The sequence below is a fragment of the Pseudomonas sp. 2848 genome, assembly GCF_003253945.1.
Lineage (GTDB): Bacteria > Pseudomonadota > Gammaproteobacteria > Pseudomonadales > Pseudomonadaceae > Aquipseudomonas.
On record NZ_QKZD01000005.1, the window covers coordinates 304,856 to 317,265 of the forward strand.

The 12,410-nt window shown below is 68.1% G+C and carries 12 protein-coding genes; 8 read left to right on the forward strand and 4 right to left on the reverse strand.

Annotated elements, in window-relative coordinates; genetic code table 11:
* Nucleotides 1-162: 162 nt before the first annotated feature.
* Both DFS21_RS12560 and DFS21_RS12565 read right to left on the reverse strand, forming a co-directional pair.
* Entirely contained in the window at nucleotides 163-1,068 is a 906-nt protein-coding gene (locus tag DFS21_RS12560; protein WP_111532410.1) for a LysR family transcriptional regulator, read from the reverse strand.
* On the reverse strand, nucleotides 1,065-2,027 hold the full coding sequence (locus DFS21_RS12565; RefSeq protein ID WP_111532411.1) for a GlxA family transcriptional regulator: 963 nt from the start codon (nucleotides 2,025-2,027) through the stop codon (nucleotides 1,065-1,067). The genes DFS21_RS12560 and DFS21_RS12565 overlap by 4 nt, the downstream gene beginning before the upstream one ends.
* 103 nt (nucleotides 2,028-2,130) lie before the next feature.
* On the opposite strand from DFS21_RS12565, the gene DFS21_RS12570 reads away from it, so the two are divergent.
* From DFS21_RS12570 to DFS21_RS12600, 7 genes are all read left to right on the forward strand, one after another.
* On the forward strand, nucleotides 2,131-2,919 hold the full coding sequence (locus DFS21_RS12570) for an SDR family oxidoreductase (protein WP_111532412.1): 789 nt from the start codon (nucleotides 2,131-2,133) through the stop codon (nucleotides 2,917-2,919).
* A 72-nt stretch (nucleotides 2,920-2,991) separates the two neighbouring features.
* Complete coding sequence (locus DFS21_RS12575; protein WP_110699493.1) at nucleotides 2,992-4,218, forward strand: M20/M25/M40 family metallo-hydrolase; 1,227 nt, start codon at nucleotides 2,992-2,994, stop codon at nucleotides 4,216-4,218.
* Between the two features lie 20 nt (nucleotides 4,219-4,238).
* The gene (gene glcD / locus DFS21_RS12580) at nucleotides 4,239-5,738 is read left to right on the forward strand and encodes a glycolate oxidase subunit GlcD (protein ID WP_111532413.1); all 1,500 of its coding nucleotides are present in this window, start codon (nucleotides 4,239-4,241) and stop codon (nucleotides 5,736-5,738) included.
* Entirely contained in the window at nucleotides 5,738-6,784 is a 1,047-nt protein-coding gene (glcE, locus tag DFS21_RS12585; protein ID WP_111532414.1) for a glycolate oxidase subunit GlcE, read from the forward strand. The genes glcD and glcE overlap by 1 nt, the downstream gene beginning before the upstream one ends.
* A gap of 9 nt (nucleotides 6,785-6,793) precedes the next feature.
* Nucleotides 6,794-8,032, forward strand: a complete 1,239-nt coding sequence (gene glcF, locus DFS21_RS12590) for a glycolate oxidase subunit GlcF (protein WP_110699499.1) — start codon at nucleotides 6,794-6,796, stop codon at nucleotides 8,030-8,032.
* Between the two features lie 194 nt (nucleotides 8,033-8,226).
* Nucleotides 8,227-8,565 carry a hypothetical protein gene (locus DFS21_RS12595; RefSeq protein WP_111532415.1) on the forward strand — a complete coding sequence of 113 codons (339 nt, stop codon included), beginning with the start codon at nucleotides 8,227-8,229 and terminating at the stop codon, nucleotides 8,563-8,565.
* 112 nt (nucleotides 8,566-8,677) lie between these two features.
* Nucleotides 8,678-10,111: a PLP-dependent aminotransferase family protein gene (locus DFS21_RS12600; protein ID WP_111532416.1), complete on the forward strand. Its 1,434-nt coding sequence runs from the start codon at nucleotides 8,678-8,680 to the stop codon at nucleotides 10,109-10,111.
* Here DFS21_RS12600 and DFS21_RS12605 read toward each other — a convergent pair.
* Entirely contained in the window at nucleotides 10,104-11,297 is a 1,194-nt protein-coding gene (locus tag DFS21_RS12605) for a cyanate transporter (protein ID WP_111532417.1), read from the reverse strand. The genes DFS21_RS12600 and DFS21_RS12605 overlap by 8 nt on opposite strands.
* Entirely contained in the window at nucleotides 11,294-11,752 is a 459-nt protein-coding gene (locus DFS21_RS12610; protein ID WP_110699507.1) for a nucleoside deaminase, read from the reverse strand. Before DFS21_RS12610 ends, DFS21_RS12605 begins: the two co-directional genes overlap by 4 nt.
* A 198-nt stretch (nucleotides 11,753-11,950) precedes the next feature.
* Here DFS21_RS12610 and DFS21_RS12615 point away from each other — a divergent pair, with 198 nt between their 5' ends.
* The gene (locus DFS21_RS12615) at nucleotides 11,951-12,388 is read left to right on the forward strand and encodes a carboxymuconolactone decarboxylase family protein (RefSeq protein WP_038705936.1); all 438 of its coding nucleotides are present in this window, start codon (nucleotides 11,951-11,953) and stop codon (nucleotides 12,386-12,388) included.
* Nucleotides 12,389-12,410 lie beyond the last annotated feature (22 nt).

Below are 12,410 nucleotides of genomic sequence, written 5' to 3' on the forward strand. Positions count from 1 at the left end.
CCTTGCTAGGCTCTGTATAAAAAGCCTTGATACTCGGTGATGCTGCGTTGAAAACAGCCTCGGAATGCTCATTTACAACCCGTAAAGTCGGGCGCGACTCCGACCGTTCCTCGGCTGTTTTCGCCTTGCCTGACCTTCGTCTCAAGACTTTTCATACAGACCCTAGCCAAGCTCGGCAAACTTCTCCCCCAGGTAGCTGCGCAACCGCTGGATCGCCGGCGACACCGCCTGGCGGTGCACGCACACCAGTTGCAGCGGCGCCGCCTGGCAGCATTCTGGTGGGAACAGCTCCACGAGCCGCCCGGCCCGCACGTCGGCCAGCACATCCAACCGCGACTTGTAGACGATCCCCAGCCCCGCCACCGCCCAACGGCGGACGACATCGGCGTCGTCACTGGTGCGATCGCCCGAAACACTCACCGTCCTGACCCCGTCCGGCAGGTGGAAGCCCCAGCGTTCGTGGGTCTGCTCGCCCATCACATAGCGCAGGCAGTTGTGCCCGACCAGTTCCTCCGGCGTGCGCGGCGCGCCATGGCGGGCGATGTAGGCCGGCGCGGCGCACAGCGTGCGGCGGTTGTCCGCGGCCAGGGGCAGCGCCACCAGGCCTGAATTGGCCAACTGGCCATAGCGGATACTGGCATCCAGGCGATCCCCCACCAGGTCCGCCACCTGGTCGCTCAGACGCAGTTGCAGGCTGATGCCCGGGTGCTGCAACTGGAACTCGTCGAGCCAGGGCAGCAGCACATTGCGCCCCAGGTCCGAGGGCATGGACAGGCGCAGTACCCCGCCGATCTCGTCGCGCCCTTGCTCCAGGGCCATTTCGCCCTCTACCAGTGCCTCGAGCACCTGCCGCGCATGGGGCAGGTAGCGTTGGCCTTCATCCGACAGACGCAGGCGCCGGGTCGAACGCACCAGCAGGCGGAACCCCAGGCTGCGTTCCAGGCGCTGCACGGCGCCGCTGGCCAGGGCCGGCGAGATGTCCAGCTGGCGCGCCGCCGCGGAGAAACTGCCGGTTGCCACGGTACTGACGAACACCTGCAGGTCGTCCATGCGCACGAGTTTCTTCATGCCGGCACCTCGTTGTCCAGGCGCCGCGCATCGCGGCGCACGGCCTGCGGCGGAATGCCGAAGCCGCGCAGGAACGCCTCGCGCAGATGCCGACGATCGCGAAAACCGGTCTCGCGAGCTACCACATCAAGGCTGTGGCGGCTCTGTTCGATCAGCAGCCGCGCCGCCTCCAGGCGCAGGCGCTCGATGGCCTTGGCCGGCGATTCACCGGTCTCGGCGCTGAACACGCGACTGAACTGACGCGGGCTCAGGTGCGCCACCTCGGCCAGCGTCTCGACGGTCAGGGGCTGCCCCAGGTGCCCGCGCACATGCTCCAGCGCCGCCTGGATACGGTCCGAGCGTGGCGCCATGGCCAACAGCTGTGAATGTTGCGATTGCCCGCCCGAACGGCGCTGGTGCATCACCAGGCGATGAGCCACGCCCCGGGCGATCTCGGCGCCCAGGTCCTGCTCGACCATGCCCAGGGCCATGTCGATGCAGGCGGTCATGCCGGCCGAGGTCCACAGGTTGCCATCGGCGATGAAGATGCGGTCTTCCTCCAGCTGGATGCGCGGAAACATCTCGCGGAACTCACGGGCAAAGGCCCAGTGGGTGGTGGCGCGGCGCCCGTCGAGCAGGCCGGCCTGCGCCAGTATGAAAGCCCCGGTGCAGATGCCCGCCGTGCGCCGGGCCTGGCCGCCGAGGCGCCGCACCAGCGCAACCGACTCGGGTGCAGGCGGTAAGTCGACCGGCGACAAGGTGCCCGCCACCAGCCAGGTATCGGCATGGCTCGGCGACCCTACCGCCTGGGTGTCGAGCACCAGGCCCAGCGACGAACGCAGCGGGCCGCCTGCGACACTGAAGTTGCCCAAGGCGTAGACCGGCCGCCCGGCCAGCAGGTTGGCGAACTCGAACACCGACTGCGAGGCCAGCGCCATCACCTGGAACCCTTCGCACAACAGATAACCGACCCGATGCATGGGTATACTCCGGAGCATGTCTCGAATACGTACTATATGCGTCATTTGCGCCAACGGCAAAGCCTAGCATCATGGCCTCACCCCAACCCACGGAGTCACAACCATGAACTTGAAAGGCACCGCACTCATCACTGGCGCATCCACCGGCATCGGTGCTGTGTACGCCGAACAGCTGGCCCGCCGTGGCCACGACCTGGTCCTGGTGGCGCGCAACCGCGAACGCCTCAACGCGCAGGCTGAGCGCCTCACCACCCTGACCGGCCACAGCGTCGAGGTATTGCCGGCAGACCTGGCCGATGCCCAGGACCTGGCACGCATCGAGGCGCGCCTGCGCGAGGACGCCAGCATCGACCTGCTGGTCAACAATGCCGGGGTCGGCACCCACACCCCGCTGCTGGACAGCGACGTGGAGCAGATGAGCCGGATGATTGCCCTCAACGTCACCGCCCTCACCCGCCTGACCTACGCGGCGGTACCCGGTTTCGTCGGCCGCGGGCGCGGCGCGGTGATCAACATCTCGTCGGTGGTGAGCCTGGCGCCCGAACTGCTCAACGGCGTATACGGCGCGAGCAAGGCCTATGTCACCGCCTTCAGCCAGTCGTTGCACAAGGAGCTGGCCGGCAGCGGCGTGCAGGTCCAGGCCGTGCTGCCCGGCGCCACCGCCACGGACTTCTGGGCCATCGGCGGGCTGCCGGTGGAAAACCTCGACCCGGCTATCGTGATGACGGCGCAGGACCTGGTCGAGGCGGCGTTGCAGGACTTCGATGCGCAGCGGTTGATCTCGATCCCGTCACTGCATGAGTTCGAGCGCTACGAAGCCTTTGAAGGTGCCCGCCTGGGCCTGGCCGGGCAGTTGTCAAACCAGCGTCTGGCGCATCGTTACGGCCTGTAGACACAACGGCTCGGGCGGCCATTCATCGGGTAGGGTCTACGCTGAAGGGTTCATGACAACGAGACCCTGCCCATGCATCTGCGACTCTGCACTTTGGCCCTTGCTCTTGCCCTCGCCTGCGCCACCGCCCAGGCCGCCGAGCCCACGCCCCAGGAGCTGTACAGCCAGGCCCAGGCCGAACAGCCTCATTACCTGGAAACCCTCAAGTCCCTGGTTTCGGTGGACACCGGCACCGGTACCGAGGCGGGCCTGAAACAGGTCGGCGCCGAGCTGGTGAAACGCCTTGAGGCCCTGGGCGCCAAGGTCACCACCCAGCCGGCCACGCCGTCGGTGGGCGACAACATCGTCGGCACATTCAAGGGCACCGGCGACAAGGACTTCCTGCTGATGGTTCACTACGACACGGTGTTCGGCCCCGGTACCGTGGCCAAGCGCCCGTTCCGTATCGAAGGCGAACGCGCCTATGGCCCTGGCGTGGCCGATGCCAAGGGCGGCGTGGCGATGATCCTGCATGCGCTGAAGCTGCTGCAGGACCAGCAGTACAAGGGCTATCGCACCCTCACCGTGCTGTTCAACCCGGACGAGGAAATGGGCTCGGCAGGCTCCAGGCAGCTAATCGCCGAGCTGGCGCGCCAGCACGACTTCGTCTTTTCCTACGAGCCACCGGACAAGGACGCGGTGACCGTCGCCACCAACGGCATCAACCGCCTGAAACTTACGGTGAACGGCCGTGCCTCCCACGCCGGCTCCGCGCCCGAGGCCGGGCGCAACGCGCTGATCGAACTGGCGCACCAGTTGCTGCAATTGAACGCTCTCGGCGACAAGGACAAGGGCACCACCGTCAACTGGACCCTGGCCAAGGCCGGAGAGAAGGCCAACATCATCCCTGCCCTGGCCAGCGCCGAGGCCGACATGCGTTATTCCGACCTGAGCGAGACCGAGCGGGTGCAGGAGGATGCCTTGCGGATCATCAAGAAGCAGTTGGTCGCCGATACCCAGGTCGAGCTGGTCATGGAGAAAGGCCGGCCGCCGCTGGCGAAAAACGACGCCTCCACGCAGCTTGCACAAACTGCGCGGCAGCTCTACAGCAAGATCGACCGGCAACTGCAGCCGATCGCCATGCGCTTTGGTACCGACGCCGGCTACGCCTACGTGCCCGACAGCGACAAGCCGGCCGTGCTGGAAACCCTGGGGGTGGTCGGCGCCGGCCTGCATGGCGACGACGAGTACATGGAGATCGCCAGCGTGGCGCCGCGCCTGTACCTGACGGTGGCAATGATCAGGCAACTGGCGCAATAGGCCGCTGCGCAGGAGCGCCCATGAACATCCTCTACGACGAACGTGTCGACGGCCCGTTGCCCAGCGTGGACAAGCCGGCGCTGCGTGCCGCCCTGCGCGAGGCCCTGCCCGACCTGGACATCCTGCACCGCAGCGAAGACCTCAAGCCCTATGAGTGCGACGGCCTCTCGGCCTACCGCACGCTGCCCCTGCTGGTGGCACTGCCCGAGCGTCTGGAACAGGTGCAGGCGCTACTGCGGCTCTGCCACCAGCGCGGCGTGCCGGTGGTCGCGCGCGGTGCCGGCACCGGTCTGTCGGGCGGCGCGTTGCCGCTGAGCCAGGGCATCCTGCTGGTGATGGCACGGTTCAACCGCATCCTCGAAGTCAACCCGCAGGGCCGCTTCGCCAGGGTCCAGCCCGGGGTGCGCAACCTGGCGATTTCCCAGGCGGCGGCACCCTACGGCTTGTACTACGCACCGGATCCCTCCTCGCAGATCGCCTGCTCGATCGGCGGCAATGTCGCCGAGAACGCCGGCGGCGTGCACTGCCTGAAGTACGGTCTGACCGTGCACAACCTGCTCAAGGTGGACATTCTCACCGTCGAGGGCGAGTGCCTGACCCTCGGCAGCGACGCCCTGGACAGCCCTGGCTTCGACCTGCTGGCGCTGTTCACCGGCTCCGAGGGCCTGCTCGGTATCGTCACCGAGGTCACCGTCAAACTGCTGCCCAGGCCACAAGTGGCGAGGGTGCTGCTGGCCAGCTTCGCCAGCGTCGAGGACGCCGGGCGCGCGGTGGCCGATATCATCGCCGCCGGGATCATCCCGGCAGGCCTTGAGATGATGGACAACCTGGCGATCCGCGCCGCCGAGGCCTTCATCCACGCCGGCTACCCGGTGGACGCGGCGGCGATCCTGCTGTGCGAGCTGGACGGGGTCGAGGCCGATGTGCAGGACGACTGCGCCCGCGTCGATGCCGTGCTGCGCCAGGCCGGTGCCCGCGAGGTGCGCCTGGCCTGCGACGAAGCCGAGCGCGTGCGCTTCTGGGCTGGGCGCAAGAACGCCTTCCCGGCGGTGGGGCGCATTTCGCCGGACTACTACTGCATGGACGGCACCATCCCGCGGCGCGAGCTGCCGCGAGTGCTCGCTGGCATCAGCCAACTGTCCGAGACATACGGCCTGCGGGTCGCCAACGTGTTCCATGCCGGCGACGGCAACATGCACCCGCTGATCCTGTTCGACGCCAACCTGCACGGCGAGCTGGAACGCGCCGAAGCCCTCGGTGGCCGGATCCTCGAGCTGTGCGTGGCAGTGGGCGGCAGCATCACCGGCGAGCACGGCGTGGGCCGGGAGAAGATCAACCAGATGTGCGCCCAGTTCAACAGCGACGAGATCACCCTGTTCCACGCGGTCAAGGCCGCCTTCGACCCACGGGGCCTGCTCAACCCGGGCAAGAACATCCCCACCCTGCAGCGCTGCGCCGAGTTCGGCGCGCTGCATGTGCACCATGGGCAGTTGCCCTTCCCCGACCTGGAGCGCTTCTGATGGGCACGGATCTCAGCCAGCAGTGGCTGGAGCAGGTCAACCAGGCGTTGCGCCAGGGTACCGCGCTGCGCATCCAGGGCGGCAACAGCAAGGCCATGCTTGGCCGCCCGGTGGCCGGCGAGCTTGTCGACACCCGCGGGCACCGCGGTATCGTCAGCTACGCCCCCACCGAACTGGTGCTCACTGCCCGCGCCGGCACGCCGCTGCGGGAGATCGAGGCGACGCTGGGCGAGGCCGGGCAGATGCTGGCCTGCGAGCCGCCGCACCTGGGGCCCGAGGCGACGCTGGGCGGCATGGTAGCCGCCGGGCTTTCGGGGCCGCGCCGGCCCTGGGCAGGCGCGGTGCGCGACTATGTACTTGGCACCCGGCTGATCACCGGCCACGGCAAGCACCTGCGCTTTGGCGGCGAGGTGATGAAGAATGTCGCCGGCTACGACGTATCGCGGCTGATGGCGGGCAGCTTCGGTTGCCTGGGGCTGCTTACCGAGGTTTCGTTGAAGGTGCTGCCCAGGCCGCGCCAGTGCCTGGGCCTGCGCCTGGAGATGGATGCCCGCCAGGCGCTGGCCAGGTTGGCCGAATGGGGCCAGCAGCCATTGCCGATCAGCGCCGCCAGCCACGACGGCGAGGCGCTGCACCTGCGCCTGGAGGGCGGCGAAGGCTCGGTGCGCTCGGCACGCGAGCGCCTGGGCGGCGAGGTACTCGACCCGCAGTACTGGGGCGACCTGCGCGAGCAACGCCTGGCGTTCTTCACCGCGCCGGCCACGTTGTGGCGGCTGTCCCTGCCCATCACCTGCGGCGTGCTAGATCTGCCCGGGCAGCAGCTGATCGACTGGGGCGGCGCCCAGCGCTGGCTCAAGTCCGAGGCGCCGGCGGCCACCCTGCGTGCCCTGCTGGCCGAGGTCGGCGGCCATGCCACCGCCTACGCGCCCGGCGACGACAGCAGCGCGCCTCTGGACCCGATGACGCTGCGCTACCACCAGGCGCTGAAGCGCCAACTCGACCCCCAGGGCATCTTCAACCCTGGCCGCCTGTATGCACACTTGTGAGGCCACGGCATGCAAACCCGACTGAGTGACTCCGCCCGCTGCCTGGCCCGCGCCGACGAGGCCGAGCGCATCCTGCGCTCTTGCGTGCACTGCGGCTTCTGCACCGCCACCTGCCCCACCTACCAGTTGCTCGGCGACGAGCTGGACGGCCCACGCGGGCGCATCTACCTGATCAAGCAGGTGCTCGAAGGCGAACCGGTCAGCGCCAGCACCCAGACGCACCTGGACCGTTGCCTGAGCTGTCGCAATTGCGAGACGAGCTGCCCGTCGGGGGTGCAGTACCACAACCTGCTGGATATCGGCCGTGCGGTGGTCGACCGTCAGGTGCCGCGACCACTGGGCCAGCGCCTGCTGCGCGGCGGCTTGCGTGCGGTAGTGCCGCGGCCGGCGCTGTTCAAGGCCTTGCTCCACACCGGCCTAGCCCTGCGCCCCCTGCTCCCCGCCAACCTCAAGGCCAAGCTGCCGCCACGGATCGCCGCCGCCGGCCAGCGCCCGCCAACGGGGCACGCCCGCCGCGTATTGCTGCTTGAGGGTTGCGTGCAGCAAGCGCTCTCACCCAATACCAACGCTGCCACCGCACGCCTGCTCGACCGCCTCGGTATCAGTGTCGAACCGATAGCCGAGGCCGCTTGCTGCGGGGCCGTGGACTATCACCTGGATGCCCAGGCACGCGGCCTGGAGCGTGCCCGACGCAACATCGACGCCTGGTGGCCGGCCATCGAGGCCGGCGCCGAGGCCATCGTGCAGACCGCCAGCGGCTGCGGCGCATTCGTGCGCGACTATGGTCACTTGCTCGAAGGCGACCCACGCTATGCCGACAAGGCCGCCAAGGTCAGCGCGCTGTCCCGTGACCTAGTGCAGGTGCTGCAGGCCGAGCCACTGGAGCAACTGGGGGTGTGCGCCGAGCAACGCCTGGCCTTTCACTGCCCGTGTACCTTGCAGCACGCGCTCAAGCTCGGCGGCGCGGTGGAAAGCCTGCTGACGCGCCTGGGCTTTCACCTCACCCCGGTGCCCGATGGCCACCTGTGCTGCGGCTCGGCCGGCACCTATTCATTGACCCAGCCGACGCTGGCGCGGCAATTGCGCGATGATCGCCTGCATGCCCTGGAGAGCGGCAGCCCACAGGTCATTGCCACTGCCAACATCGGTTGCCAGGTGCACCTTGGAAGCGCTGGGCGAACACCGGTGCGGCACTGGGTCGAGATCGTCGAGGCGGCGCTCGATCCCAAGCCTTCTGACTGGGCATGAACGGACTCGGCAACAGGCGCTGGAGCTGACGCGGATCAAGGCGATGTTCAACCTCCTGCCTATATTTTCGGAACCCTCCTACCAAAAGCAAGGACGCTTCTTGATTGTTGCCACACCCTTGGCAAAACATCATCCGACCTGGAGACGTTACGGTCGCCCCGACGCGGCCAACCCCATCCAGACGAGGCCATGCCATGCCCACACACGACCGCCCCACCCGCGAACTGCGCCATACCCTGCGCCAGTTGCTGGCCCATGAAGTCAGCAACCCCGACGACAACCCGAACCTGTCGGGCGTGCGCTTCTTCTGCGCCACCGACGAGCACACCCGCCAACTGATCGAGCGCGTCGAGCTGCTCGCCAGCGAGGCCTTCTTCGACGCCAAGGGTCGCGCCATCCCCGCCCGCATGCGCGAGGCAACGGTGGATGGCGTATGCATCAAGCAGAAACGCAAGGCCTGCGACGACGAAACGGTGATCCGCATCGCGCTGCCCGAAAAAGGCTACATCACCATCAGTACCGCCCGCCTGTGAACACCCGCTGCCTGCAGGCGCAGGCGCGGGCCCGGCTCGCGCCTACGGCCCTTGCGGCTTTGCCGATAAACCCCGAAGCTTCTACATCCTTGCGCTTCGGACCCTTCCCACGATGGAACTGCACATTCGCCTCGAAGGCCGCAAAGGCCTTGCCGAGCAGCTCTACCGGCAACTGCGCGCCGGCATCGACAGCGGCCACCTTGCCGCCGGCACGCAACTGCCGCCCACCCGTCTGCTGGCCGAACAGCTGGGGGTCTCGCGCAAGACCGTGGCCGAAGCCTATTCACGCCTGACCTACGACAACCTGCTCAGCGGCGTGGTTGGCCGCGGCACCTTCATTACCCCACGCCGCACCTTGCGCCAGGGCGACAACGAGCACATTCCGCTGGCCGCCGCCGACACCCTCGAACGCTGGCGCCAGCGCGCCACGGTACTGGCCCAGCGGGCGCTGGACGCGCCTTCGCGCTATGACTTCATCGGCGGCGCCTCGAGCAAATCGCAGTTTCCCTACGATCAGTGGCGCAGTTGCATGAACTACGCCCTGCGCCGCAGCCAGCGTCACCCCGAGCGGCAGTTTTCCGCCCAGGGCCTGCCCGAACTGCGCGAGGCCATCACCCATCACATTGCCTTCACCCGCGGCATCCAGTGCGCGCCCAGTGATGTGCTGGTGTGCAACGGCGCCCAACAGGCCCTGGACCTGATTGCCCGGGTACTGGTCGAGCCCGGCTGCAAGGTGGCCATGGAAGACCCCGGCTACCCACCGGCCCGGCAGTTGTTCCAGGCCTTGGGCGCACGCCTGCAGTCAGTGCCGGTGGACGACCAGGGATTGTGCGTGGAGCAGATCGAGGATGGCACCCGGCTGATCTACGTGACCCCCTCGCACCAGTTCCCGCTGGGCATGCCCATGGCCGTGCCACGGCGCGAGGCGCTGCTGGCGCGAGCTGCCGCGCTTGGCGCGCTGATCATCGAGGATGACTACGACTGCGAGTTCCGCTACCAGGGGCCTGCCGCCGAGGCCCTGCAACGCATGGACCGGCATGGCCTGGTGGCGTATGTCGGGACGTTCTCCAAGACCCTGCTGCCCGAACTGCGCCTGGGCTACGCGGTGCTGCCGCCCGCCGTGCTGCAGGCCGCCTGCGTGGCCAAGCACCTGAGCGACTGGCACAGCCCGACCCTGCAGCAATGGGCGCTGGCGCGGTTCCTTGGCGAAGGCCACCTGAACAAGCACATCCGCCGTTGCCACGAGGTGTACAGCGCCCGCCGCGAGCGGATCCTGGCGCGGCTTGGCGGCGACCTGGCGCCGTGGTTCGACGCGGTGCCGACCAGCGCCGGTTTCCACCTGAGCGCACTGGCCAAGCCTGGAGTGGATGTCGAGTTGCTGATCAGCCTGGCGCGCAAGGTGGAGGTGGGCCTCTACTCCCTGGCGCCGTTCTTCAGCGAAGCCCCGGTGCGGCCGGGGCTGCTGCTGGGCTTCGGTGCCATCGAGCTGCTGGATATCGACCCGGCGTTGGACCGGGTCGCCGACACCCTGCAGCGCCTCAGTTGATCAGCGCTTCACTGGGCCGCTGGCCACGGGCAATCGCCCTGGCGTAGCCCTGCGGCGCAAAGCACGCGGTCACCAGCAACATCGCCAGCACGGTGCAGGCCAGCAGGGTCCAGGAGGCCTGGAAGTCGCCGCTGACATCGCGCAGCCAGCCGGTGATGTACGGCACGATGCCGGTGACGATGAAGCCCACGCCCTGGACGAACGCCGCCAGGCTGCCGGCCTCGCCGGGGCTGCGCAGGTGCTCCAGGGTCAGCGTCAGGCTGAGGCTGAAGCAGGCTCCCAGGCCCAGGCCGATCATCGCCACCCACAGGCCCATGGCGCTGGCCGGCGCCAGCAGCAGGCCGAGGAAGCCACCGAGCTGGATCAGCAAGGCCAACCACAGGCCGGGTCGGCGATCGACCAGGCGCCGCAGCAGCAATGGCAGACCCAGGGCTCCGCAGACCTGGAAGAGGGTCATCAGGCCGACCAGCTCGCCGCCCCCCTGGGCCGTGCCGCCGTGTTCCAGGTGATAGGCCGGCAGCCACGCCACCATGCTGGTATAGCCGCCATTGATCAGCCCGAAGTACAACGCCAGCAGCCAGGCCCTGCGGTTGCCGAACCAGTGCCCGCCACTGCCGGCGGCCAGGCTTGGCGTGAGCTGGCGCGGACGCAGCAGCACCCAGGCGGCCATTGCCAGCAGCGCCGGCAGCGCCCAGAGGCCCAGGCCGAATTGCCAATGGCCAAAGTGTGCGGCAAGCGCAGGGCCGAGCACCGCGGCCAAACCACCGCCGCTCATCAACGCCGCCGAATACAGCCCCATGCTCGCCGCCAGGCGGCTGGGGAACCAGCGGTTGACCAGCCCCGGCATCATGCCCTGCACCACGGCAACGCCCAAGCCGGCGACCACGGCGCTGGCGATCAATGCCCAGGCGCTGTCCAGCTGCAGGCGCCACAGGCAGGCCAGGGCAATGGCCGCAAGCCCTGCGAGCATGCCGCCATGCTCGCTCAGCCAGCGCCGCAGCCAGGGTTGCAACAACGGGATCAGGCCCATGCACAGCACCGGCAACGCAGTCAGCAACGCCGCCTGCTGGTAACCCAGGCCGGTGCCCTGGCGCATGGGTTCGAGCAAAGGGCCGATGCTGGTGAGGATCGGCCGCAGGTTCAGGGCCAGCAGCACCACCAGCAACAGGTTCAGCGCGCCCCTCATCCTTGGCTGGCCTGCTGCCATTCACGGTACAGGCCGCCCTCACCCACGGGTTTCATCGGGCGCAGGGGCAGGCTCTGCTGCTGCGGCGGGCGGGCCATCTGCGCATACACCGCGGCGGTGGACAGGCCATAGGGCTCGCCCTCGTCGTTGTCGTAAGCGAACCAGGCACGCTCGATGCCACACAGGTGCATGGCTGCCAGGCACATCGGGCACGGGTGGCCGCTGGCATAGATCTCGGCGCCCTCCAGGCGCGACCGGCCGAGCACCTGGGCGGCCTGGCGGATGGCCTGCATCTCGGCGTGGCTGGTCGGGTCCTGGGTGCTGTGGATCTCGTTGACGGCGCGGGCGATCACCTGCCCCTGGTAGACCAGCACGGCGCCGAACGGGCGGCCGCCGGCCTGGATATTGGCGCGGGCCAGCTCGAGGGCCTCGCGCATGTAGCGATCTGCGGACATGAAACGGTTCTCCGGTATTGACCCGGCCATTATCCCGGCTGCGACGCGCCGACAGAAATGAAGAGATTGGATGCCTGTCAGTGGCCATCCAAATGCGCGATTGGCCTCCTGGCAAAGCGCGGGATTGGCTATTCGGCACGGAGCGACGCGGCGCTAAGGTAGTGCCACTTGCCACCTGAACACCTTTGGAGCCTCACCATGCATGACCGTATCGAATGGGCCAAGCACTCGCCGGAAGCCTACAAGGCCATGATCGGCCTCGAACAGGCGCTGGTCGCCTCCGGCCTGGAACACTCGCTGCTGGAGCTGATCCGCCTGCGCGCCTCGCAGGTCAATGGCTGCGCCTACTGCGTCAACATGCACGCCAACGATGCGCGCAAGGCCGGTGAAACCGAGGCGCGCCTGCAGACCCTGAGTGTCTGGCGCGAGACCCGCTACTTCACCCCACGCGAACGTGCCGCCCTGGCCTGGGTCGAGAGCCTGACCCGCCTCCCAGAGCGCGGCGCGCCGCAAGACGAGTACCAGGCGTTGCTCGAGCACTTCAGCGCCAAGGAAATCGCCAACCTGACCTTGGCCATCGCCACCATCAATGCCTGGAACCGCTTCGGCGTGGGCTTTGCGATGGTGCCGGCTTAAGTCAACCGGGTCCCCGCCCCCT